The sequence below is a fragment of the Xanthomonas vasicola genome, from assembly GCF_000772705.2.
GTDB classification, from domain to species: Bacteria; Pseudomonadota; Gammaproteobacteria; order Xanthomonadales; family Xanthomonadaceae; genus Xanthomonas; species Xanthomonas vasicola.
Window position 1 is genome coordinate 15,185 of sequence record NZ_JSBW02000012.1, and the last position, 24,656, is coordinate 39,840.

A 24,656-nucleotide genomic window follows, 5' to 3' on the forward strand; every position below is an offset into this window, starting at 1 on the left:
TCGAAGGGAAGCAAAGGGTGTTCAGGGTATCATGGCGACCCGTTCGGACCCCTTTGCCAATGCCTTCCCGCAGTAAAAGCAGCCAGCGCTGGCTCAAGGAACACTTCGCCGACCCTTACGTGAAGAAGGCCCAGGCCGAGGGCATGCGCTCGCGCGCGGCCTACAAGCTGGAAGAGTTGCTGCAGCGCGACCGCTTGCTCAAGCCGGGCATGGTCGTAGTCGATCTGGGTGCGGCGCCGGGTGGCTGGTCGCAGCAGGTACGCAAGTCCATGGGCGACAGCGGCCGGGTCGTGGCGCTGGACATTCTCGACATGCCGGCCCTGGCGGGCGTGGAGTTCCTTCACGGCGACTTCAGGGAGCAGGCCGTCCTATCGCAATTCGAAGCGTTGCTGGGCGATGTGCCGGTGGACCTTGTTCTGTCCGATATGGCCCCCAATAAGAGTGGCATGGATGCGGTTGACCAACCGCGGATGATGCACCTGGCGGAATTGGCGATGGAATTTGCCGACACCCACCTCAAACCGGGCGGAGCGTTTCTGATCAAGCTGTTCCAGGGTGTTGGGTCCGACGACTACATTCGTGAGCTTCGCCGCCGCTATGAGAAGGTGACGATTCGCAAGCCGGCGGCCTCGCGCAAGCGCTCCCCGGAAGTTTACGCACTCGGTCAGGGCAAGCGTGTCCAGATCAAGTAAGCTGCCAATGACCACCGTATTTCAAGCTATTGAAGAGTAGAGGGCACCGGAGCCAATGAGGATGAACGACTTGACCAAGAATCTGCTGCTGTGGGTGGTCGTCGCAGTTGTGCTGATGGTTGTCTTCCAGAGCTTCTCGCCGCGGATGGCAGGCGGCGTCGGTCCCGACTCGATTACCTACACCCAATTCCTGAAGGAAGTGGACTCCGGGCGCGTCAAATCGGTCGATTACACCGATGAAACCAACCTGGCCGTCAACGCGATCCGCTTCAAGCGTACCGACGGTAGCGAAGCCACCGTGTACGGTCCGCGCGATGACAAGCTGGTCGACGTGCTGTACAGCAAGAACATCGAAATGACCCGCCAGAAGCCCTCGACCGGCCCTGGTTTCTGGTCGTTGGTGCTGAATTTCCTGCCCGTCATCCTGATCATCGGCTTCTGGCTGTTCATCATGCGCCAGATGCAAGGCGGCGGTGGCGGCGCCAAGGGTGCGATGAGCTTCGGCAAGTCGCGTGCCAAGCTGCAGGGCGAAGACCAGGTCAAGATCACCTTTGCCGACGTTGCCGGTTGCGACGAGGCCAAGGAAGAAGTCGGCGAACTGGTCGACTTCCTGCGCGATCCGACCAAGTTCACCAAGCTGGGCGGCAAGATCCCGCGCGGCGTGTTGATGGTCGGCCCGCCGGGTACCGGCAAGACCCTGCTCGCCAAGGCGATCGCCGGCGAAGCCAAGGTGCCGTTCTTCAGCATATCCGGTTCCGACTTCGTGGAAATGTTTGTCGGTGTCGGTGCCAGCCGTGTGCGTGACATGTTCGAGCAGGCCAAAAAGCATGCGCCGTGCATCATCTTCATCGACGAAATCGATGCGGTGGGCCGTCATCGTGGCGCCGGTCTCGGCGGTGGGCATGACGAGCGCGAGCAGACGTTGAACCAGTTGCTGGTTGAAATGGACGGCTTTGAAGGCGGCGAAGGCGTGATCGTAATCGCGGCGACCAACCGTCCCGATGTGCTGGATCCGGCGCTGCTGCGTCCCGGTCGTTTCGACCGCCAAGTCGTGGTTGGCCTGCCGGACGTCAAGGGCCGCGAGCAGATCCTGCGCGTGCATATGCGCAAGCTGCCGCTGGCCGACGACGTCGTACCGATGGTGATTGCCCGCGGTACCCCGGGGTTCTCGGGCGCCGATCTGGCCAACCTGTGTAACGAAGCGGCGTTGTTCGCGGCGCGTGGCAGCGAGAAGGAAGTCCGTATGGACCACTTCGACCGTGCCCGTGACAAGATCCTGATGGGTGCCGAGCGTCGCTCGATGGCCATGAGCGAAGACGAGAAGACGCTGACCGCGTATCACGAGGCAGGCCACGCCATCGTTGGCCGCCTGGTGCCGGAGCATGACCCGGTCTACAAGGTCACCATCATTCCGCGCGGCCGCGCACTGGGCGTGACGATGTATCTGCCGGAGGGCGATCGTTATTCGATGAATCGCGTGGCGATTGAATCCCAGCTGTGCTCGCTGTATGGCGGCCGCGTTGCGGAAGAGCTGATCTTCGGTGGCGACAAGGTCACCACGGGTGCGTCCAACGACATCGAGCGGGCCACCAAGATGGCGCGAAACATGGTCACCAAGTGGGGTTTGTCGGACGAGCTCGGCCCGGTGGCCTATGGCGAGGAAGAGGACGAGGTGTTCCTGGGTCGTTCGGTGACCCAGCACAAGAACGTCTCCGACGAGACTGCACGCAAGATCGATGAAGTGGTGCGTTCGATCCTGGACAAGGCCTACAGCAAGACCAAGACCATCCTCACCGAGAATCTGGACAAGCTGCATGCGATGTCGCAGCTGCTGCTGCAGTACGAAACCATCGACGTGCCGCAGATCGACGCCATCATGGAAGGCCGCGAGCCGCCGCCGCCGGCCGGTTGGGGCAAGTCCGATAAGGACGGTGGCAACAACAATGACAAGGGTAGCCCGCGTCCGTTGCCGCCCATCGCCGGACCCGCCGAGCAGATCTAAGCCGGCCGTGCACTGATCTGCAGGGGCATCCATCAAGGCCGGGAAGCGATTCCCGGCCTTGATGCGTTATCGGGCGTCGCAATGCCCACATGCAAGCAACACCCAGGAGACACCGCTGATGTTCGATACCACCCTCACACTGGATTGCGCCGGCCGCAACCTGCGGCTGGATGCGCCGCAGGTGATGGGTATCGTCAACGTCACGCCCGATTCGTTCTCCGACGGCGGCCAGTATGCGACCTGCGAAGCGGCGATCGCACATGGGTTGGCGCTGGTGGAGCAGGGCGCTGCGGTGCTGGATATCGGCGGCGAGTCCACCCGCCCGGGCGCCACGGCGGTTTCGGTTGAAGAAGAACTGCAGCGGGTGATTCCGGTGATTGAAGCACTGGCGCAACGCACCAGCGTGCCGATCAGTGTGGATACGTTCAAACCGGAGGTCATGCGCGCAGCGGTGGCGGCCGGCGCCGGCATGATCAACGATGTGTATGCACTGCGTTCGCCCGGTGCATTGGAAGCGGCGTCTGACCTGCGCGTGCCGGTGGTCTTGATGCATGCGCGCAGCGCGCCGCACGCCATGCAGGAGGCGCCGCGCTACGACGATGTGGTAGGTGAGGTGCATCGATTCCTGGCCGAGCGCATCTTCGCCGCCGAAATGGCCGGCATCGACAAGCGCCGGCTGGTTCTGGATCCGGGCTTTGGCTTCGACAAGACCACCACGCACAACCTCACCCTGCTTGCGCAACTGCAGCGCCTGCAGGAATTCGGCTTGCCGGTGCTGGCGGGACTGTCGCGCAAGCGCAGCATCGGCGAGCTGACCGGCCGCGAGATCGCCGCCGAACGCGTACACGGCTCGGTGGCGGCACATTTGATCGCCGCCCAGCATGGCGCGCTGCTGTTACGCGTGCACGATGTGGCAGCAACCGTGGATGCGTTGAAGGTGTGGCATGCGATGACGTCGATTCCCGTCCCGCGCGTCAGCGCACCGGCCGCACCGACGATCCGTTGGCCGGACGAGGACTGATGCCTACCGACCAACGCCCGCTGGCGATCGCCCTGATGGGCCCCACCGCTAGCGGCAAGACTGCGCTGGCCCTGGAAGCTGCAGAGCGCTGGAATGGCGAAATCGTCAGCGTCGATTCGGCCCTGGTGTATCGCGGTCTGGAGATCGGCGCGGCCAAACCGGACGCGGCAATGCGCGCGGCGGTTCCACATCATCTGCTAGACCTGCGCAATCCCTGGCAGGTGTATTCGGCAGCAGAGTTCGCCAGCGATGCGCGTCAGGCAATCGCGCAGATCGTGGCGCGCGGTAAATTGCCGATCCTTGCCGGCGGTACCGGATTGTATTTTCGTGCGCTGCTGGAAGGTTTGTCGCAATTACCTGAGGCCGACCAAGCCGTACGCGCATCCATTGCGGCCGAAGCCGAGCAGCTTGGTTGGGCCGGCTTGCACGCGCAGCTGGCAGGCGTGGACCCGGTCGCAGCTGCGCGCATTCATGCGACCGACCCGCAGCGGATCCAGCGAGCGCTCGAGGTCTACCGCATTAGTGGGCGGCCGATCAGTTATTGGCAGGCGCTACCGCCAGGGCCGCGTCTGCCAGTGCGTGTGTTGAAGGTGGTATTGGCGCCGCGCGAACGCGCGGTGTTGCATGCACGTATCGCACACCGGCTGGATGCGATGTTGGCGCAGGATTTTCTGGGCGAAGTGCAACGTTTGCGTGCGCTGCCGCAGATGCAAGCGGTGGCTGCCCCGCTGGATCTGCCAGCTTTGCGTGCGGTCGGCTACCGGCAAGCCTGGGAGTATCTGGACGGGGCTGGCAGCCTCGCCGAGTTCCGCGACAAGGCGATCCAGGCGACGCGGCAATTGGCCAAACGGCAGCTCACCTGGCTGCGTGGCGAGCTGGATGCGCGCTGGTTCGACCCGGAGCGTGACCGCCAACAGTTGGAGCACGCACTTGTCGGCTTCCTCGGTGATCGTTCCGCCGCGCGGCAGGCTTCAGGCGTGTAACATCCCGTTTCCGGGACCGGCTGGGGATGGCAGGTGTCGACCGGGACAATAAGAACAATAATGAAGAGGATTTTTCGATGGCTAAGGGGCAATCTTTACAGGACCCATTCCTCAATGCGCTGCGGCGCGAGCGGGTTCCGGTGTCGGTGTATCTGGTCAATGGCATCAAGCTGCAGGGCACGATCGAGTCGTTCGACCAATTCGTGGTCCTGCTGCGCAATACCGTGAGTCAGATGGTGTACAAGCACGCCATTTCCACGGTGGTGCCGGCGCGCAATGTGCGCGTGGGGCCGGGTGGTGGGTATGTGCAATCCAATGAAGGCAATCAGGCGGAAGATGACGACGTCGAGCAGTAACGGAGTAGTGCGTGTTTGATCGGTCCCGCAAGGGTGAACACGCCTTGTTGATACAGACCCACTCCGGTGGGCCTGCCGAAGACGATGTGATGGAGGAGTTCGCCGATCTTGCAAAGTCGGCGGGCGCCACGGTGGCGGCCACGCTCACCGCGCGCATCGATAAACCAAGCCCATCGACCTTGATCGGCAGCGGCAAGCTGGAAGAGGTCAAGGCGGCTGCCGAGGCCACCGGTGCGGATCTGGTGTTGGTCAATCACACCTTGTCGCCCGGGCAGGAGCGCAACCTGGAGAAGTATCTGGAGCGGCGTGTCATCGACCGCACCGGATTGATCCTGGACATCTTCGCGCAACGCGCGCGCAGCCACGAAGGCAAGCTGCAGGTGGAGCTGGCGCAGTTGCGTCACATGGCCACGCGTCTGGTTCGCGGCTGGACCCACTTGGAGCGTCAGCGCGGCGGCTCGATCGGCCTGCGCGGCCCAGGCGAAACCCAGTTGGAAACCGACCGTCGCTTGCTGCAAAAGCGTGTGGAGCAGTTGCAGCAGCGGCTGGAAAAAGTCGAGGTGCAGCGCACCCAGATGCGTCGTGCACGGATGCGCAGCGAATTGCCGCGGATTGCATTGGTCGGTTACACCAATGCCGGCAAATCGACGCTATTCAATGCGTTGACCGGCGCGGAGGCGTACGTGGCCGACCAGCTGTTCGCCACGCTCGACCCTACCGTGCGGCGCATCGCGTTGCCGGGCGGCAGTGCGATTCTTGCCGACACGGTCGGCTTTGTGCGCGATCTTCCGCACGAACTGGTCGCAGCGTTCCGTTCGACGCTGTCCGAAGCGCGCGATGCCGATCTGTTGCTGCACATCGTCGATGCGGCCGACCCGCTGCGCGAGGAGCGCATTCTGCAGGTGGATGAAGTGTTGCAGGCCGTCGGTGCCGGCGATCTGCCGCAGCTGTTGGTGTTCAACAAGATCGACAAGATCGAAGGCGCCGAAGTGCGCCACGACGCGCAGGACGGCATTCCGGACCCGGCACGTCGTGAGCGTGTGTGGGTGTCGGCGCGCGACGGGCGTGGCCTGGAAGAATTGCAGCATGCGCTCGGTCAGCGACTGGACCTGCGCCATCTGACCGGCCAGCTGCGGCTGCCGCCGTCGGCCGGCCGCCTGCGTTCGCGGTTGCATCAGCTGGAAGTGGTGCGCAACGAGCAATCCGACGAGGACGGCTGGTTGCTTCAGGTCGATCTGCCGATGGTCGAAGCCGAGCGGCTGGCCGCAGGCGAAGACGGTGCGCCACTGCGCGCGATGCTGCCGGATCGACGCGAAGACTGGGAGGCGTGATGCAAGCAGCGCAGTCTGCATAGCGCGATTGTGCTGCTTCAAGGCGAATGAGACGGATGTGTGGCCTCGTTATTTGGCAGTCGCCACGTCCCGTCTTGACTATTCGGAAATTCAAAAGTCATGGGCGATGACATTGGGGCTACGGTAGATCACAGTCGGGAGCTGACCTCTTGCACCACATCGTTCCTCAGTAACGCGGCGCCCTGGCTGCGGTGCTTTGGGTGATCTGGAGGTTGCAGTGCTGCATGTTGACCGCGTGCGGCCGACGAGTTGCTGCACATCCACGGCCGATCCAGACCCAAGACACCGCATGTCGGCCACACAGCGCCACTGAACCTCGGCCACCTCGCGCCTAGCCGGAATCGGCGCCAGCCGCAGACAGACGCGGCGAATTGGGCTAAAACGTCCGCTGCCCCCTCGTCGCCGTGCCCATGTCCTTGTCCGCCGATTCCGAATTGCAGCAGCTGGCCGAAGCCCTCGGGCAGCAATTGCTTGCCGCGCGCGAGCGCTTGGTCACTGCCGAGAGCTGTACCGGTGGCTGGATCGCCAAGGCGGTAACCGATGTCGCCGGCTCTTCGCATTGGTTCGACTGCGGCATGGCCGCCTATAGCTACGAGGCCAAACAGGCGTTGCTTGGAGTCCGCCCGCAGACGCTGGAAGTGCACGGCGCGGTCAGCCGCGAAACCGTGATCGAAATGGTCTCTGGCGCGCTGGTCAATTCCGGCGCGAGCATCGCGGTGGCGGTGACCGGCATTGCCGGGCCCGGTGGCGGCAGCGATGACAAGCCGGTCGGCACGGTCTGGATCGGTTGGAAACGTCGCGGTGGTTACGCCACGGCGCAACTGTTCCAGTTCAATGGCGACCGCGATGCGGTGCGCCGTCAAACGGTGGCCGCAGCACTGCGTGGATTGAGCGCGCTGCTTTAACTACCCTCAGATTCGCTGGATGGCGTCCGGCCCCAGACGCGTGGTGTGCGCCATTTTTAGCGTGATATCGCGCGCAGCAAAGCCGAAAGCGGCGAGGCAGTGCTGCATGCCCAAAGAAACCTACTGGCAGAGCGTCATCGACACGCCACTGCAGCCCGCGTCGTAGAACGCGTTTCTGCGCACACCGCTTAACGATGGTCTGACCATGCGACTGCACGATTGAGGTACATGTAACTGAAGAAAGCACGCTGCATTTTGGACATGCGCTACGCAGTGCGTTGCAACCTGCGCTGAGCTTGGAGCGGGCGAGGGCGCGACAGCGGCGGGCAGATCGGCTACAAACAAAGTCTCGTTATCGCCTAGTGTGCCAATGCGTTTGTTGCTTGCTCCTGTCCCATCATCCTCCGCACTGAAAACCGCTGCGCATCACAGCGTCGCGCAGCGCGTAATCGCGCCACACGCGCAGGCGGTGCACTGATGTGGGAAGCGCTTGGCACGGTGCGCGATCTTGGACGGCTGCAGGAAATCGCCTCGGTCCTGATCCGCTACGGCTTCGGCGATGTGGTGCGTCGTATCGGCATGGCCGATGTGCTGGAGCGCGCTGGCAGGTTGTTGCATTGGAATAACGTCGAAGGCCGCTTGCGCATGTCTGCGGCACTGCGCGTGCGGCGTGCGCTGGAAGAGCTCGGGCCCACTTTCGTCAAACTCGGGCAGGTGTTGGCCACGCGCGTGGATCTGCTGCCGCCGGAGTGGATCGAAGAATTAAGCGAGCTGCAGAACGCCGTACCGGCGCTGCCGTTCGAGCAGATCCGCCCGCAGCTCGTTGCCGCGCTGGGCATGGAGCCGGAAAGCGTGTTCGCGCGCCTGGACGAACAACCGCTGGCGGCCGCGTCGCTGGCACAGACGCATCGCGCGTGGTTGGTCGATGACACGCCGGTGGTGCTGAAGATCCGCCGTCCCGATATCGGCGACACCATCGATGCCGACCTGCGCTTGCTGGCGCGGCTTGCCGAAATTGTCGAAACCCGCGCACCGGATCTCAAGCGCTATCGCCCCGCCGATGTGGTGCAGCAATTCACCGTCTCGCTGCGACGTGAGCTGGATTTCGCTGCTGAGGGGCGCAATGCCGAACGTATCGCCGCCAACTTCGCGCACGACGCGCAGGTGGTGGTGCCGACGGTGTACTGGGAGTGGACTTGCGAGTCGCTCAACGTACAGGAATTCATCGACGGCATTCCGGGGCGTGATCTGCTCGCCGTCGATGCCGCCGGTCTTGATCGCAAGGCGCTCGCGCGCGCCGGTGCCGGCATCGTGCTCAAGATGGTGCTGCAGGATGGCTGCTTCCACGCCGACCCGCATCCGGGCAATATTTTTTATCTGCGCGACGGGCGCATCGCGGTCATCGATTTCGGCATGGTGGGGCGCGTCTCCGAGCAGCGCCGGTTTCAGGTCGCGCAACTGTTGCACGGCATGGTCAGCTACGACGCCGAAGCGGTAATCGATGTGCTGCTGGAATGGGCGGGCACCAGCCTGGACATCGACGAGCCACGGCTGCAGCAGGACATTGGCGCGTTCGTCGACGAGTATCGCGGCGTGCCGCTGAAAGAGCTGCGCATCGGCGCAATGCTCGGCGACGTGACCTCGATCCTGCGCGACCACGGGCTGACGCTGCCTTCGGATCTGGCACTGATGATCAAGGCCTTTCTCACTCTCGAAGGCATGGGCCGCCAGCTCGACCCGGATTTCGACATGGCCACCGAGGCGCGCCCGTATCTGGAACGCGTGGTGCTGCAGCGGTATGCGCCGCGCGCCATCGTGCGGCGTGGCCGGCGTACCGTAACTGGCGCGATCGACCTGATCGGCGATCTGCCACGCGACCTCAAGCGCCTGCTGCAGGCCGCGCGCCGCGGCAAACTGCAGCTGCAGATCGAAACACGCGCATTGCGCGAGTTCGGCGAGCAGGTCGACCGCGCGGCCAACCGCCTCACGATGGGCATTGTCACTGCCGCGCTGGTGATCGGCTCCTCGATCGTCATGAATAGCGTCGGCGGCAGCGCCAGCCGCTGGCTGCTCGCGCTGGGCGTGGGGGGCTTTATCGGCGCGGCGCTGTGCGGCATCTGGATCCTGTTCTCGATCTGGCGCAGCCGGCGCTAGCGCACCACGCACGCGACACCCGGGACGGCGTGCAGTTACAGTGTTGCGAAGCGCTTGCGCAAGTGTTCGTTAGTAGTAATACTACTAACCATGGACCTGACCGATACCCAGCAAGCAATCCTGGCCTTGATCGCCGAGCGCATCGACGCCGATGGCGTCCCGCCGTCGCAGACCGAAATCGCACGCGCGTTCGGCTTCAAGGGCGTGCGCGCCGCACAGTACCACCTGGAGGCACTGGAGCAGGCGGGTGCGATCCGTCGCGTCCCAGGCCAAGCGCGCGGGATCCGGCTAGCCGGGCAGGGTGTACAGACGCGCGCAGCGGCGGTGAGCGAACCCGTCCGCGACGATGTGCTGCGTCTGCCGGTGCTGGGCCGCGTTGCGGCGGGTCTGCCGATCGGTGCCGATATCGGCTCGGACGACTTCGTGGTGCTGGATCGCGTGTTCTTCTCCCCGTCGCCGGATTACCTGCTTAAGGTGCAAGGCGATTCGATGCGTGACGAAGGCATCTTCAACGGTGATCTGATCGGTGTGCACCGTACCCGCGACGCGCGCTCGGGGCAGATCGTAGTGGCGCGGATCGATGAGGAAATCACCGTCAAGCTGCTGAAGATCGGCAAAGATCGGATCCGCCTCCTGCCGCGCAATCCGGACTACGCGCCCATCGAAGTGCTGCCGGATCAGGATTTCGCGATCGAAGGCCTGTATTGCGGGCTATTGAGGCCGAACCGCTGAGGTCTGTGCCGATGGTCGTGCTGGCTTTTTCCTGAGCCGGTACCGCAGGATTTCCCGCTGCCACGGGACATGTGGTCTCCCTAATCTGAGTGTGTCGCCTGCAGTCTCAGCCTGTGCGATACACCGCCGCTACATTAGCCCCATACCGACATCACTGACGAGGATCACCCAGATGGACGAGAACAAGAAGCGCGCCCTTTCCGCCGCACTGAGCCAGATCGAAAAGCAATTCGGCAAGGGCTCGGTCATGCGCATGGGCGACCGTGTCATCGAAGCGGTCGAAGTCATTCCGACCGGCTCGCTGATGCTGGATATCGCTCTGGGGATCGGCGGCCTGCCGAAGGGTCGCGTGGTCGAAATCTACGGGCCGGAATCCTCGGGCAAGACCACGCTGACCCTGCAGGCGATTGCCCAGTGTCAGAAGCTGGGCGGCACCGCAGCCTTCATCGACGCCGAGCACGCGCTGGACCCGATCTATGCGGCCAAGCTGGGTGTCAACGTCGACGATCTGCTGCTGTCGCAGCCGGATACCGGCGAGCAGGCACTGGAAATTGCCGACATGCTGGTGCGCTCGAGCTCGGTGGACATCGTGGTGATCGACTCGGTTGCCGCACTGACCCCGAAGGCAGAAATCGAAGGCGAAATGGGCGACCAGCTGCCGGGCCTGCAGGCTCGCCTGATGAGTCAGGCGCTGCGCAAGCTCACCGGTAACATCAAGCGCTCCAATACGCTAGTGGTCTTCATCAATCAGCTGCGCATGAAGATCGGCGTCATGATGCCGGGCCAGAGCCCGGAAGTGACCACCGGCGGCAATGCCTTGAAGTTCTACGCCTCGGTGCGTCTGGACATCCGTCGTATCGGTGCCATCAAAAAGGGCGACGAGATCATCGGCAATCAGACCAAGATCAAGGTGGTCAAGAACAAGCTGGCGCCTCCGTTCAAGCAGGTCGTGACCGAAATCCTGTACGGCGAAGGCATTAGCCGCGAAGGCGAACTGATCGACATGGGCGTGGAAGCCAAGTTGGTCGACAAAGCCGGCGCCTGGTACAGCTACGGCGATGAGCGCATCGGTCAGGGCAAGGACAACGCGCGCACCTACCTGCGCGATAACCCACAGGTTGCGGTTCGGCTGGAAACCGAGTTGCGCGAGAAGTTCCAGCCTGCCGAAGCGCCGCGCGAAGCCGGCGACGACGAAGAGAAGGAATAAGTCGCAGCTGCACAACATTGCCCGTCGCCCTTAGGCGGTTCGCCGAGATTAGGTGACGGTAATGCTGTCAGTAAGTGATTGGATGGACTGTCGCGTGCCCGTGGTACGCGACGACTCCAGCAACGCTGGCGCTTGCCCGGCGTTGGCACAGCAGGTCCAAGCGCGTGAAGTTTTTCTATCGCGAGGACGGCGGAGTCAGTGCCGTCGGTTCTCGCGGTAGATCTATCGAAGGCCAGGAGGGCGGGCGCTATGGACGGCGCATTTAATGCAATACGATCTTCAGCGATTCAGGACATCTGACGATGGACGAGCAAGAGCCCGCACCAAAGCGGGGGCGCCGGTTCAAGGAGCAGACGCCGGTCCAGCGCGCACTCGGTCTATTGGTGCGGCGCGAACATTCGCGCAAAGAATTGAACCGCAAGCTGCTGGCCCGGGGGATCGAGCCAGATGCGGCGCAGGCCGCCGTCGATCGCCTTACTGGCGAAGGGTGGCAAGACGACGCCCGTTTCGCTGCTGCCGTGGTGCGCAATCGCGCCGGCTCCGGTTATGGCCCGCTGCATATCCGTGCCGAACTCGGAACCCATGGCCTGGATAGCGAGGCCATCAGTGCCGCTATGGCAACGTTTGAAGGCGATTGGACCGAAAACGCGCGCGACTTAATCCGCCGTCGTTTCGGCGAGCAGGGCCTAGTGGACCTTCCACAGCGGCGCAAGGCCGCCGATTTGCTGGCCCGGCGTGGTTTCGACGGCAACAGCATTCGCAGTGCCACGCGCTTCGACCTTGAGGACTGAGGGCGTCAGGCCTGCTACCCTTCGCGGATTCAGGTTGTTCCGCTCATCTGCGCCCACATCTCATTGGGTGAGCGGAACTGCCGCCCGCCCAATGCCAGCACATGAACGCACCTGCCAAATTCAGCACTTCCCAGATCCGTAGTGACTTCCTCGCGTTCTTCGAGGGGAAGGGCCACACCATTGTGCCATCCGCGCCGCTGGTGCCAGGCAATGACCCCACCTTGCTGTTTACCAACTCCGGCATGGTCCAGTTCAAGGACGTCTTCCTTGGCGCGGAGAAACGCAGTTACGTACGTGCCGCAGACGTGCAGCGCTGCCTGCGTGCCGGTGGCAAGCACAACGATCTGGATTCGGTGGGCTACACCGCGCGTCACCACACCTTCTTCGAAATGCTCGGCAACTGGTCGTTCGGCGATTACTTCAAGAAGGACGCCATCGCGTGGGCATGGGAGCTGCTGACCCAGGTCTGGAAGCTGCCGGCAGAACGCCTGCTGGTGACCGTCTACCACACCGACGAAGAAGCCTTCGCGTTGTGGCGCGACATGATCGGCATTCCGGAAAGCCGCATCGTGCGCATCGGCGATAACAAGGGTGCGCCGTACGCCTCGGACAATTTCTGGCAGATGGCCGACACCGGCCCGTGCGGCCCGTGTACCGAAATTTTCTTCGACCACGGCGATCACATCGCCGGTGGTCCGCCGGGGTCGCCCGACGAAGATGGCGACCGCTTCATCGAGATCTGGAACCTGGTCTTCATGCAGTTCGATCGCCAGCCCGATGGCACCCTGGTGCCGCTGCCGGCGCCATGCGTGGACACCGGTATGGGATTGGAGCGTCTGGCCGCGATCCTGCAGCATGTCCATACCAACTACGAAATCGACCTGTTCCAGGCGTTGATCGGCAAGGCCAGCGCATTGACTGGCATCACCGATCTGGAAAACAAGTCACTGCGGGTGATCGCCGATCACATACGCGCCTGTTCGTTCCTCATCGTCGATGGCGTGCTGCCCTCCAACGAAGGCCGCGGTTACGTGCTGCGGCGGATCATCCGGCGTGCGCTACGCCATGGCTGGATGCTGGGCGTGCGCCAGCCGTTCTTCAGCAAGATGGTGCCCACGCTGGTCGAACTGATGGGCGAAGCCTATCCCGAGCTGGTGGTGGCCAAGGACACCGTCGCGCGCGCCTTGTTGGCCGAAGAAGAGCGTTTTGCGGAGACGCTGGACGCCGGCATGAAAATCTTCGACGAGGTCGCGTCGCGCTCGCAGGAAAGTATCCCCGGCGCCGATGCGTTTCGCTTGTACGACACCTATGGTTTCCCAGTCGACCTGACCGCCGATATCGCGCGCGAGCGCGGCATGCGCGTAGACATGGAGGGCTTCGAGTTCGCCATGGAGCGTCAGCGCGAGACCGCGCGTGCGGCGGGCAAGTTCGGCGGCGGCGTGGCATTGCCGGCCGACCTGGTCGCCAGCATGTCGCCAACCGTGTTCCTGGGTTACGACGCGTACGATGCCGATGCGCTCAAGGTCGTGGCACTGCTCAAGCAGGGCCGCCCCGTCGAACGTGCAGAAGCGGGCGACGAGGTGATCGTGTTCACCGACCGTACGCCGTTCTATGCCGAATCGGGTGGCCAGGTTGGCGATAGCGGCCAGCTGAGCGGCCCCGGTGTCTCGATCGAAGTGGCCGACACGCAGAAGTTCGCCGGCCAGTTCCATGGCCATGTAGGTCGCATCAGCGAAGGCACGCTTGCGCTTGGCGATGTGCTTGCCGGTGGAATCGACGTGCAACGTCGCGGCAAGACCATCCTCAACCATTCGGCGACCCACTTGCTGCACGCCGCGTTGCGCGAAGTATTGGGGACGCATGTGCAGCAGAAGGGCTCGCTGGTCGCGCCTGATCGGCTGCGCTTCGACTTCTCGCACTTCCAGCCGATCACTGCGGATGAGCTCGCTGTGATCGAGCGCAAGGTTAATGCTGAAGTGCGCACGAACCATGGCGTGGAAGTGCACAACATGGCCATGCAGGAGGCGCTGGATTTCGGCGCGATGGCGCTGTTCGGCGAGAAATACGGCGAAAACGTGCGCGTGCTCAAGATGGGCGGTTATTCCACCGAGCTGTGTGGTGGCACCCATGTCACCCGTACCGGCGACATCGGCTTGTTCAAGATCACCTCCGAAGGCGGCGTGTCCTCGGGTGTGCGCCGTATCGAAGCGGTGACCGGGCAGGGTGCGCTGGACTATGTGGCCGACGAGGAGCGTCGCTTGCTTGAAGCCGCCCATCTGCTCGGCGGCAACGCCACCGAGGTGGTCGACAAGGTGCGCGCACTGACTGAGCGCCAGAAGCGGCTGGAGCGCGAGCTGGAATCGCTCAAGGCCAAGCTGGCGTCGGGTGCAACGGCTGATTTGGGTGCTGGTGCGATCGATGTGGCCGGGGTCAAGGTGGTGGCAGTGCGTCTGGAAGGCTTCGATGCCAAGGCGCTACGCGATGCGATGGATCGCCTGAAGCAACAGCTCGGCGACGCGGTGATCGTGCTGGCTGGCGCTTCAGGCGGCAAAGTTGCGCTTGTCGCTGGTGTGAACGGCAGCCCAACTGGCAAGGTGAAGGCAGGGGAACTCCTCGGCTATATCGCCAGTCAGATCGGCGGCAAGGGCGGTGGCCGTCCGGATCTCGCCCAGGGTGGTGGCGAGGACGGGCCCGCCCTTGCGACCGCACTCGACGGTGTGCCCCTCTGGGTCAAGCAACACTTGGGCTGAACACTTGTCCTGCTATGCCTTGCTGGCTAGCAGGATGTCCCGCTACCATTTCTGGTCTATTCCCTTTACGTAGGGCGCGTCTCACTCAGGAGGCCGTCGATGCTGGTGGGGAAATCCACCGGTTACAGGAGATTTGCAAAATGTTGATCCTCACTCGCCGGGTAGCCGAAACCTTGATGATCGGCGACTCGGTCACCGTGACCGTTCTCGGCGTCAAGGGCAATCAGGTGCGCATCGGTATTACCGCACCCAAGGATGTCGCTGTGCATCGCGAAGAAATCTATCAGCGCATCCAGCGTGGGGATGAGCCGGTCGCTTCCGGCGCACATCGCGGTGACGATTCTTCGAATTGATCGTTGTAAAGGGTTTACGTTAGCCCCTCTTACCCGGTATTCTTCGCGGCCTGCCACAGACATCGCGGCAGGCAGCAAAAACTGGAGCGATGCCCGAGCGGCTGAAGGGGCTCCCCTGCTAAGGGAGTATAGGGTCAAAAGCTCTATCGAGGGTTCGAATCCCTCTCGCTCCGCCAGTGTTCTAGACGCCCGCAAATCACTGATTTGCGGGCGTTTTTATGTGTGTAGCTATGGTCCTTGATTCAACGAAGGTTGGCTGATACTGGCGTGTGCTCGCTGCAGCAATACGCATTGCCTGGGCTCTTGCGAGACCCTCTTGGATTGGGGCTAGCAGTGGTTCGCCTCCGCAGAGACGTTCCCAAGACGCACTCAGCTTGAACGAGCGTGTGTGCAACTACATCGCCGCACGCTGTACCGCGTGGTCGGTCTCGACAGCTCCTGAGCGGAGTGCAGCTTTCCGGCTTTGGTCGCATCCGCGGCTTGCCGCGATTCTTCGCATCTACGGCTAGCTCATAGCTCGGGAACAAGAGCTGGCTTGCGGCATGGGCACTTGGCTTGCTCGCTTCGTCCGAATGCTTGGGAGCTACTCGTTTTACGCGCGCCTGCATCGCGACCCCAATCGTGCGAAGAGGTTTGCACTGACTGCTTCCTGCGAATCCATTGGTTTGCGGCGCGCGCATGCGGTGTGCCATTACATGCGCATTGCTATGGCCCGCGCCCGCAAGCATGCGCGCAACGCGGGGCGATGCTTTACTCCATCCGGCTGCGCAAGCGTGTTGCACGACATATCAAGCCAGACGCATCGACGTAAGCCAGAGGGTCTCGGATGGATGCGTTTTGGGCGCTTCCGGTTTTCCTGTCTTTTGCATACGCGGTCGGGTAGTGCATGACAGCGCTGCTTCTACGCCAGGGTGCATCGTTCGGTCTGTCGCTGTTTCAGCTAGGCCAGTGCGCCAATCCGCTCGTACTAATCGTCAAGGGGCGAAGCCCAATACTGCGAACGAGGGGCAAGTATGGAAGGCTTATCAATCTTCGCGGTGGATGTCGCCAGTGCAGCTACTACCGATATCTTGCACCGCAGTCGGTCGCCTCCCCGGCATGCCGCACAGAGACTCGGAGCGGGTGTCGGAAGCGCTTCCCGGCGGGGCGCGTTGCCTCTCCATGACAAGATCTGAACCGCCTTGGAGATGCCGTGCGCAGCGGGGTTAAGTAACCGGCGCATGGGTCGCTAAGGACGTGAACCAAATCTCGGATTTTGACGTGATGCGCCTATCGCACCTGCTTGGACGCGTGTTCTCTTTCTGGGGCCGTGGGCTGCAACACAAGGCCGCGGCGGTGGACCGGGTGATGGCGGTGATCGAGTTCGATCTGGATGGCCGCATTCTGCATGCAAACCCAAATTTCCTAGGCTTGATGGGGTATCGACTGGACGAGGTGGTCGGCCAGCATCACCGCATGTTCGTGACGCCTACCGATCGCGACAGCGAAAGCTATCGGCAGTTCTGGGAGGCGCTGCGTCGCGGCGACTTCAATGCCGGGCGCTTCTGCCGCCTGGACAAGCACGGGCGCGAGGTGTGGATCAACGCATCGTACAACCCGTTGCTGGATCGATCCGGCAAGGCCTATCGCGTGGTGAAGTACGCCACCGACATCACCGCACAGGTACGCCAGACCGCTGATTTTGAAGGGCGCATCGACGCCATCGACAAGGTGATGGCGGTCATCGAATTTTCTCTGGACGGTACCGTGCTCGCGGCCAACCAGAATTTCTTGCACGTGATGGGTTATCGGTTGGAGGAGATTGTCGGCAAGCACCATGGCATGTTCGTGGATACGACGACGCGTCAGTCGGCTGCATATCGCGCGTTCTGGGATTCGCTCGGGCGCGGCGCCTTCGACGCGGGGCGTTACCGGCGCATCGGCAAGGACGGCAGGGCGGTGTGGATCCAGGCGTCCTACAACCCGGTGCTCGACGAGCACGGGCGCCCGTACAAGGTGGTCAAGTACGCGACCGACGTGACTCGTCAGGTGGTCGATTCGGCCGACGCAGACGGGCGCATCCGGGCGATCGACAAGGTGATGGGCGTGATCGAGTTCGACCTGAAAGGGAACGTGCTCGGTGCCAACGAGAACTTTCTAAACATCCTGGGGTATCCGGCTGCTGAGGCGATCGGTCAGCACCACAGCGTGTTCGTGGACGCGGCCTATCGTGCGTCAGCGGAATATCGCCAGTTCTGGGCGAAGCTGGCAAGCGGCCAGTTCGATGCCGGGCGTTATCGCCGGCTGCGCAAGGATGGCGGTGCGGTGTGGATCCAGGCTTCCTATAACCCGATCCTGGATGTCTCCGGGCGGCCGTACAAGGTGGTCAAGTACGCAACCGATGTGACCGAGCAGGTGCGTTCGGCCGAGCGCATGCGCGATTTGATGCGGCAGACCATGAGCATTGCGCAGAACGTACAGCGCGAGTCGCACCATATTTCGGCCAGCAACCAGGAGTTGGTCAGCCGCGTATCCACGCAATCGGCCGCGGTGGAGCAGACGTCGCGCACGATCGATCAACTTGCTGCCACAGTGCGCACCAACTCCGAGAACGCGGGTTCTGCGCGTCGCATGGCCGAAGACTCGACCGCGGTGGCGCGGCGCGGCGCGGATGTCATTGCCGACGTGGTCAAGACCACCGCCGGCATTCGCTCGGCGACCGACCGTATCGGTCAGATCATCGAGGTGATCGACGGCATCGCGTTCCAGACCAATATCCTGGCCTTGAACGCTGCGGTGGAAGCTGCGCGTGCTGGCGAGCAAGGGCGTGGCTTCGCTGTCGTGGCGACCGAAGTGCGCAGTCTTGCGCAACGTTGCAGCGTCTCGGCCAAGGAGATTCGCTCCTTGATCGACAACGCAACCGATCAGGTCGGCGATGGCTCGCGCCTGGCCGAGCAAGCGGGTGTAGTGATGCAGGACATGGTGACCTCGGTCCTGCGCGTCACTGCGACCGTGGAGCAGATCGCCGCTGCCAGCCGTGACCAGGCTCAGGATATTTCCACGGCCAACGTGGCGTTGCAGTCGATCGGTGTGCAGGCACGCGATCAGGCGCAGATGGTCGACGATCTGGCGCGCTCGGCGCACGTATTGGAAGGCGATGCCGATGCGCTGTTCGCGTTGGTTAATGGCGATGCCAATGGCGATGCCAATGGCGAGACGGATGGCACTGCTGTGCAGGCCGCTGCGCAGGCTACGCGGAACGCTGCCTCGAAGGCGGCGTGATTACGTTCACTGCGTTCCGCATGCGGCACGGAGCGGTTCCCTTGGTCTTGCGACTGCTCTGCGGGTGAATCTCGCAATGAGTTGCCTGACGTGTGGTGGTGAGACCTTCGCTCTCATCAGCGCCGCCGAGATGACACGTCAGCCGGCACGATGATGATGTGAGTTGTCAGCCGCACCTCACAACTCACACCTCACAAGCCGACCTTTGCAGGTCGGCATTTCAATCCGCAAACCGCAAACCGCAGGTGGCTTTCTAGATCCCTATATGCAGCACGTAGGCCACAAGCCATTCCTACGCCGCTGGCCAGTCCGCTAGCAAATCCGCACAAAACAAAGCCCGCATCAGCGGGCTTTGTCTGTTTCGGCGCTAGCTAACGCATCGCACGCCAGCGCCGCGCAGTACGCCATCCATCCAGGGGTTGGCAATTACTTTGGCAGGTCGAATACCAGCACTTCGGCATCGCTTGCATCGGCCAGTACGATCTCCGGCTCGCCGATGATCTGCACCGCGTCGCCGGCCGAGAGCACCTGACCGTTGACGCTCAGACTGCCGCGGGCCACCTGCACGTAGCCGATGCGGCCTTCAGCCAGTGGCTGCTGGAAGCCCACTTCGCCATCCAGGATCGAGGCGTACAAGCGCGCATCCTGATGCAGGCGCAGCGAGCCATTCTCGCCACCGGGCGAGGCGATCAGGCGCAACTGGTTGCGCTTGCTGTCGGCATCGAAGTGCTTTTCTTCGTAGCTCGGCTCGATGCCTGCGCGCTCGGGCATCACCCAGATCTGCAGGAAGTGCACCGGCTCGCTGGACGAGTGATTGAACTCGCTATGGGTCACGCCGCTGCCGGCGCTCATGCGCTGCACATCGCCGTAATGCAGCACCGAACCGGTGCCCATGCTGTCCTTGTGCTCCAGCGCGCCGCCCAAGACATAAGAAATGATCTCCATGTCGCGGTGTGCGTGGGTGCCGAAGCCTTCGCCCGGGTGCACCTTATCCTCGTTGATCACGCGCAGCGGGCCGATGCCCATGTGGCGCGGGTCGTGGTAACTGGCAAAGGAGAAGGTATGGCGCGAAGACAACCAGCCATGTTCGGCGCGGCCACGGGTTTCGCTCTTGCGGACATTCAACATGCTGCTTCTCCTTGAAAGATTCGAATTGGCGCTGGGGGTTGAATCGGTGTCCCAGCGGCTTGATGCGTAGTCTCCGCTTCTGCGTCTGAGAGAAAAAGCGAGTAGATTTGCCCGCTACCATCGAAAATTTCGAACAATGAAAATCAGCCTGGAAGCGCTGCAAATTCTCGACGCCATCGACCGCCGTGGCTCGTTCGCTGCTGCAGCCAAAGTGCTGTTCAAGGTGCCGTCGACGATTTCCTACACGGTGGCCAAGCTCGAAGAGGATCTGGGCGTGCAGCTGTTCGAGCGGGTGGGGCCGAAAGCCACGCCCACTCAGGCTGGGCGCGAGTTATTGCGCGAAGGGCGCCATCTGTTGCGTGCCGCGCAAGAGCTTGAGTTGCGGGTGCGGCGCGTGGCCTCCGGGTGGGAATCGGACTTTGCGATCGGGCTGGATGCGGTGCTGCCTGCGGCCTTGCTGCAGCCGCAGATTCTGGACTTCTACACCGTGGCCGACAGCACGCGGCTGCGTGTGCTGAGCGAGTCGTTGTCGGGTAGTTGGGAGGCGCTGCTGGACAGGCGCGTGGACCTGATCGTGGCGGCGGGCGAGGGGCCAAGTGGCGGTGGCTATGTGGCCGAGCCGATCGGCACCCTGCGCTTCGTGTTTGCGGTGGCATCCACGCATCCGCTGGCGACGGCCGGCCTGCTGGGCGCGGCCGAGCTGGCCGAACATCGCGCGATCGCCGTGGCGGACTCGGCGCGGCGCCTGCTGCCGCGCACGGTTGGGCTGTTGTCCGGCCGCGATGTGCTTACCGTGTCGGACATGCGCACCAAGCTGCTGCTGCAACTGGCCGGCGCCGGTTACGGCTTTCTGCCCGAGCCCTACGCACGCGGGGCGCTGCAGGACGGCCGGCTGCGCGAGGTGCAGGTGGAAACACACAAGCCCGACGAAACCTTTTACCTGGCGTGGCGGCCAGGCGAGGAGGGCGAGGCATTGGGCTGGTGGCGACGTGCCTTGCGCAGCGAAGGCCTGTTCCACAGCTGGTTGCACACCTTGGCCGCAACGTATCGCTCCGTCGCTGCCGGGCAGTCGCCGTTGTGACGGAAGGCGGATAATGGCCGCTCGCCGTCGCGCAGGGTCGTCGCATGCAAGGCTTGATCGAACAGTACGGATTGGCGCTGGTGTTTGCCAACGTGCTGGCGTTGTCGCTCGGGCTGCCGGTGCCGGCATTGCCGACCCTGGTGCTGGTCGGTGCGAGCTACGCACTGCAGGGCGGTAGTGATGCCTGGTTGGCCGGGCTTGCGGCGTTGGCGGTCTCTGTCTCGGCGAGTTTGTTGGGCGATCTGGCGTGGTATCTGGCCGGTCGCCGCTTCGGCAATCGCACCTTGCAGTCGCTGTGTCGGCTCTCGCTATCGCGCGATAGCTGCATGAAGCAGACTGAGCGCTTTTTTTCCCGCTGGGGCGTACGGGTGCTGGCAGTCGCCAAGTTCGTGCCGGGCTTGTCGATGGTGTCGGTGCCGATGGCCGGTGCGATGAGGGTGCGCCCTGCGGCATTCCTGCGTTACGACGCATTCGGGGCATCGCTGTGGGCGCTGGTCGGCCTGAGTGTAGGGGCCGTGTTCGCGCATCAGGTGCAGGACGTGCTCGTCTTTCTGTCAGAACTCGGCTCGGGCGCGGTCGTGGTGCTGGCCGCGTTGCTGGCGTGCTATGTCGGTTGGCGCTGGTGGCGGCGGCACAGCCTGTTGCGATCGCTGGAACATGCGCGCATCGCGGTGGACGAACTGGTGCCGTTGCTGGATGGCGACGAGAGCCTGCGGCCGACCGTGCTGGATATCCGTGCGCCGGGCTATCGCGAGCTGCAGCCGTACACGATTCCTGGCGCCGTGTTCGCCGACGAGCGCCAGCTGGCGCAGATCCTGGCCAGCGTGCCGCGCGATCGCAGCGTGGTGATCTATTGCGCGTGTCCGGACGAAGTATCTGCAGCGTGGTTGGCCGCGCGGATGCGCGAGCGCGGGTATCGCGATGTGCGGCCGCTACTGGGCGGTCTGGATGCATGGCGCGATGCCGGGCATCCGGTGACCTCGCTGGTGCCGATGGTCGTCGCCGCTGACGTCAGCGCTGCTGCCACTGTCTGAGTGCAGCGGATGCGGTGCGCGCGGTGGCGTCGGCGAGCGTTGCGCTAAAGATCGGCATTGCCTGATGACGCGGCACACTGCAATGCAGTGCGATACACAACGTCATCTGCGCAAGCAAAAACGACAGGCAAAAAAAAGACCAGCAAGCTGGTCGTTTTCTTCAAGATTGGTGCGCCCGGAGAGATTCGAACTCCCGACCGCCTGGTTCGTAGCCAGGTACTCTATCCAACTGAGCTACGGGCGCATATCTTGTTCGACTTGCAGATCTGACGCAGTGCGATCGGATCTTTTTAACTGAAAAAACAGCGGTTGAATGCTGTCTTTTTCTTGTTCTGAAGATGGTGCGCCCGGAGAGATTCGAACTCCCGACCGCCTGGTTCGTAGCCAGGTACTCTATCCAACTGAGCTACGGGCGCCTCGTCAGGAGCGGAATTATGCGGATGAGCGGCGGGCCCGTCAATCCCTTTGTGAAATTCGATCGCCGTTAATGGCATTGTCAGACGCACTGCGCAGCGCAGCGACCACGGCCGCAGGCGTTTTCATCCAGGCGAAATGATCGCTGCGCGTGCCCAGTTGCCTATCGTCCAACGTCACGTGGTTCGCGCGTGCCTGCGGCATCTTGTCGAGTAATGCACGTAGCGGACCTGCCGGACCTAACGTGTCGCACGCAAGCGTCACCGCGCGGATCGGCACGCGCAATTGGCTCAGTGCCTGTTCCAGATCCCATGGCGCACCTGCCGCGCGATAGCGACCGCTGCGGCCGACTTGCGCCCAATCGGCAATCAGGCTGCGTGCTTCAGTGCCGCCGAAGCCGAGCTTGCGACCGTGCAGCACGCCTTGCCTGCGTGCCAGCCACGGCAACAACCGGAATGCCACCGGCAGGCCGTAGCGCATTGGCGAGGGAAAATTGCGCCAGTACGGCGAGCCGCTGGCCACCAGCCAGAGCTGTGCAAAATGCGCCGGATCCAGCGCGGCATGGCAGCACGCGAGCTGGCCGCCAAGGCTGTGTCCGCCGATGACACGCGGCAGCTGCGGGTCGTGCAGATCGAGCAGGGTGTGGCTGGCGGGCAGATCGTCTGCAATCAGCGTGCGATAGCCCCAATCGTGCTCACGCGAGGGGCGCAGCGTGCTGCTGCCGTTGCCGCGCCATTCGTGCAGATATACCGCGACGCCGGTGGACGCGAGCGCCTGTGCGAAGGGTTGGTAATGCCGCGCTGCCACGCCCAACGCGGGCAGCCACAGCAGGGTTGCAGTCGGTCGCGGTGGCGCGCAACGGGTCACCTGCCAGCGATGTCCATCTGCAGCGCTGGCGCGCAAGGTATCGGTCTGCACGCTCATGCGCTGGGTGCTGCGCCGAAGTGGTCGAGCACCAGCACATTGCTATGGCCAGGGCATTGGCCAAGGCGGATGGCACGTGCAACGTAATCGATCGCCGCTTCGCAGGCGTTGAGTAACGACAGGCCCTGACACAGCTGCGCGGCAATCGCCGCCGACAGGCTGCAGCCGGTGCCGTGTGCGTCGACCTGCAGGCGCGGATGCATGAACACATCCTGGGTTACGCCGTCATCGAAGCGATCGAGCACGCGTGTACCCTCGTGCAGATGGCCGCCTTTGAGCAGTACCGCATTCGCGCCCAGGTCGAGCAGGGCGGCAGTGGCGCGTTCGGCGGCATCGGCGCTGTCGATGCGGCGGCCGATCATCAGCTCGGCTTCGGGCGTATTGGGCGTGATCAACGTGACCAGCGGCAGCAGACGCGTGCGCAGCGCCTCCAGCGCGGCATCTTCGAGCAGGCGCGCGCCGCTGGTAGAAACCATCACCGGGTCGAGCACCACGAATGGCGGGCGATGCTGCTCGAGCAGATCGGCGACGCAATGAATGACGTCGGCATTGGCCAGCATGCCGACTTTGACCGCCTGGATCTCGAAATCGGCGAAGCAGGCATCCACCTGCGCCTGCAAAAACGGCAGCGGTGGAATATGCACAGCGGTGACGGCGCGGGTGTGTTGAGCGGTCAATGCGGCAATTGCCGATAACCCATGCACGCGGTGTGCGGCAAAGGTCTTGAGGTCGGCCTGGATACCGGCGCCACCGCCTGAATCTGAGCCGGCGATGGTCAATGCAGACAGCGTGCTGGGCGTGGTCATCTGCCGATTCTGCACTGCTGGCCGGAGGATGTGCGCATCATCCTATGCGCCAGCGACGCCATTGCAGGTAGGCAACATAACCGGCACCGGTCAATCCGGTGAGGCTGGCGGGCAGGTAGAGCGCGTCGTACTGCCAGCGCTGGAACAGCAAGGTACCGAGGATGCTGCCGCTAAGAAAGCCGCTGATGATCAGCGCGCTCAGCGTGAGGCGGCGCACCTGCAGCGGGCGCCCGCGCAGCATGTGCCCCAGACCGATGCCCAGGTCGGTGAACATGCCGCTCAAATGCGTGGTGCGAACCGCTGCACCGCTGAGGGTGGTCGCCATCGCATTCTGCAGGCCGCAGGCGCCAGCGGCGCACAGGACGCCGCCGACATGATGCATTTTGAACAGTGCAATCGCGCCCAGCAACAGCAGCGCCTCGATCAGTAGTGCAGCGCCGTAGCGCTGTCCAGGCTGTAAGACATCGTCCTCAATGATCAGTCCGCTGAGCATGGCGCCTGCGCAGAAAGCGATGAGGACACCGCCGAGAAAACCGATGTTCGGGGCTCCATCTTGCGCCAGCGCAACGCCGAGCAGGCTGGTCGTGCCGGTGAGGTGGCTGACCACCTGGTGCTCTGAGCCCAGGTAGCCCACCACATTGACCATGCCGGCTACGGCCGACAATGCCACCGCGCCAATCCAGACCCAGCGCGGTAGCAGGATTCCCATC

At 63.2% G+C, this 24,656-nt stretch carries 20 protein-coding genes and 3 tRNA genes; 17 read left to right on the forward strand and 6 right to left on the reverse strand.

Going from position 1 to position 24,656, the window contains the following annotated elements; translation table 11 throughout:
* The first annotated feature begins 59 nt into the window (after positions 1-59).
* From rlmE to NX05_RS02805, 15 genes are all read left to right on the forward strand, one after another.
* Positions 60-692 (forward strand): 23S rRNA (uridine(2552)-2'-O)-methyltransferase RlmE, encoded by a 633-nt coding sequence (gene rlmE / locus NX05_RS02735; protein WP_010365694.1) that lies wholly within the window; start codon positions 60-62, stop codon positions 690-692.
* 61 nt (positions 693-753) lie between these two features.
* Positions 754-2,694 carry an ATP-dependent zinc metalloprotease FtsH gene (gene ftsH, locus NX05_RS02740; protein WP_010365695.1) on the forward strand — a complete coding sequence of 647 codons (1,941 nt, stop codon included), beginning with the start codon at positions 754-756 and terminating at the stop codon, positions 2,692-2,694.
* Positions 2,695-2,812: 118 nt separating this feature from the next.
* Positions 2,813-3,715 carry a dihydropteroate synthase gene (folP, locus tag NX05_RS02745; RefSeq protein WP_039437797.1) on the forward strand — a complete coding sequence of 301 codons (903 nt, stop codon included), beginning with the start codon at positions 2,813-2,815 and terminating at the stop codon, positions 3,713-3,715.
* Positions 3,715-4,698 carry a tRNA (adenosine(37)-N6)-dimethylallyltransferase MiaA gene (gene miaA, locus NX05_RS02750; RefSeq protein ID WP_039437760.1) on the forward strand — a complete coding sequence of 328 codons (984 nt, stop codon included), beginning with the start codon at positions 3,715-3,717 and terminating at the stop codon, positions 4,696-4,698. The genes folP and miaA overlap by 1 nt, the downstream gene beginning before the upstream one ends.
* Before the next feature lie 77 nt (positions 4,699-4,775).
* Positions 4,776-5,054 (forward strand): RNA chaperone Hfq, encoded by a 279-nt coding sequence (hfq, locus tag NX05_RS02755; protein WP_005915027.1) that lies wholly within the window; start codon positions 4,776-4,778, stop codon positions 5,052-5,054.
* A gap of 11 nt (positions 5,055-5,065) precedes the next feature.
* Positions 5,066-6,385, forward strand: coding sequence for a ribosome rescue GTPase HflX (gene hflX, locus NX05_RS02760; protein WP_039437757.1), 1,320 nt, complete (start codon positions 5,066-5,068; stop codon positions 6,383-6,385).
* Between the two features lie 431 nt (positions 6,386-6,816).
* Positions 6,817-7,311: a CinA family protein gene (locus tag NX05_RS02765; protein ID WP_010379652.1), complete on the forward strand. Its 495-nt coding sequence runs from the start codon at positions 6,817-6,819 to the stop codon at positions 7,309-7,311.
* Positions 7,312-7,788: 477 nt separating this feature from the next.
* A complete protein-coding gene (gene ubiB, locus NX05_RS02770) occupies positions 7,789-9,465 on the forward strand; it encodes a 2-polyprenylphenol 6-hydroxylase (RefSeq protein WP_039437754.1) in 1,677 nt (558 codons plus the stop codon).
* 90 nt (positions 9,466-9,555) lie between these two features.
* Positions 9,556-10,197 (forward strand): transcriptional repressor LexA, encoded by a 642-nt coding sequence (gene lexA, locus NX05_RS02775; protein WP_039437750.1) that lies wholly within the window; start codon positions 9,556-9,558, stop codon positions 10,195-10,197.
* Between the two features lie 172 nt (positions 10,198-10,369).
* Positions 10,370-11,404, forward strand: a complete 1,035-nt coding sequence (recA, locus tag NX05_RS02780; RefSeq protein WP_039437748.1) for a recombinase RecA — start codon at positions 10,370-10,372, stop codon at positions 11,402-11,404.
* A gap of 302 nt (positions 11,405-11,706) precedes the next feature.
* On the forward strand, positions 11,707-12,195 hold the full coding sequence (gene recX / locus NX05_RS02785; RefSeq protein WP_039437745.1) for a recombination regulator RecX: 489 nt from the start codon (positions 11,707-11,709) through the stop codon (positions 12,193-12,195).
* Between the two features lie 101 nt (positions 12,196-12,296).
* Positions 12,297-14,945 (forward strand): alanine--tRNA ligase, encoded by a 2,649-nt coding sequence (alaS, locus tag NX05_RS02790; RefSeq protein ID WP_039437742.1) that lies wholly within the window; start codon positions 12,297-12,299, stop codon positions 14,943-14,945.
* Between the two features lie 140 nt (positions 14,946-15,085).
* Positions 15,086-15,298 carry a carbon storage regulator CsrA gene (csrA, locus tag NX05_RS02795; protein WP_010365721.1) on the forward strand — a complete coding sequence of 71 codons (213 nt, stop codon included), beginning with the start codon at positions 15,086-15,088 and terminating at the stop codon, positions 15,296-15,298.
* 83 nt (positions 15,299-15,381) lie between these two features.
* Positions 15,382-15,474: transfer RNA gene (locus NX05_RS02800), tRNA-Ser, on the forward strand.
* 1,114 nt (positions 15,475-16,588) lie between these two features.
* On the forward strand, positions 16,589-18,559 hold the full coding sequence (locus tag NX05_RS02805; RefSeq protein ID WP_172645769.1) for a methyl-accepting chemotaxis protein: 1,971 nt from the start codon (positions 16,589-16,591) through the stop codon (positions 18,557-18,559).
* A gap of 426 nt (positions 18,560-18,985) precedes the next feature.
* Here the strand turns inward: NX05_RS02805 and NX05_RS02810 are convergent, their stop codons facing one another.
* Positions 18,986-19,687 carry a pirin family protein gene (locus tag NX05_RS02810; RefSeq protein ID WP_039437740.1) on the reverse strand — a complete coding sequence of 234 codons (702 nt, stop codon included), beginning with the start codon at positions 19,685-19,687 and terminating at the stop codon, positions 18,986-18,988.
* 136 nt (positions 19,688-19,823) lie between these two features.
* Here NX05_RS02810 and NX05_RS02815 point away from each other — a divergent pair, with 136 nt between their 5' ends.
* Entirely contained in the window at positions 19,824-20,768 is a 945-nt protein-coding gene (locus NX05_RS02815) for a LysR substrate-binding domain-containing protein (protein WP_039437738.1), read from the forward strand.
* A gap of 44 nt (positions 20,769-20,812) precedes the next feature.
* A complete protein-coding gene (locus NX05_RS02820; RefSeq protein WP_039437735.1) occupies positions 20,813-21,802 on the forward strand; it encodes a DedA family protein/thiosulfate sulfurtransferase GlpE in 990 nt (329 codons plus the stop codon).
* 167 nt (positions 21,803-21,969) lie between these two features.
* On the opposite strand, the gene NX05_RS02825 is transcribed toward NX05_RS02820, so the two are convergent.
* The 5 genes from NX05_RS02825 to NX05_RS02845 all read right to left on the reverse strand — a co-directional run bounded on the left by NX05_RS02825 (position 21,970) and on the right by NX05_RS02845 (position 24,655).
* A tRNA-Arg gene (locus tag NX05_RS02825) sits at positions 21,970-22,046 on the reverse strand.
* A 95-nt stretch (positions 22,047-22,141) separates the two neighbouring features.
* A tRNA-Arg gene (locus NX05_RS02830) sits at positions 22,142-22,218 on the reverse strand.
* Positions 22,219-22,258: 40 nt separating this feature from the next.
* Complete coding sequence (locus NX05_RS02835; RefSeq protein WP_010365733.1) at positions 22,259-23,140, reverse strand: alpha/beta hydrolase family protein; 882 nt, start codon at positions 23,138-23,140, stop codon at positions 22,259-22,261.
* Entirely contained in the window at positions 23,137-23,946 is an 810-nt protein-coding gene (thiD, locus tag NX05_RS02840; protein WP_010379666.1) for a bifunctional hydroxymethylpyrimidine kinase/phosphomethylpyrimidine kinase, read from the reverse strand. The genes NX05_RS02835 and thiD overlap by 4 nt, the downstream gene beginning before the upstream one ends.
* A 37-nt stretch (positions 23,947-23,983) precedes the next feature.
* Positions 23,984-24,655 carry a YoaK family protein gene (locus NX05_RS02845; RefSeq protein WP_039437732.1) on the reverse strand — a complete coding sequence of 224 codons (672 nt, stop codon included), beginning with the start codon at positions 24,653-24,655 and terminating at the stop codon, positions 23,984-23,986.
* Position 24,656 lies beyond the last annotated feature (1 nt).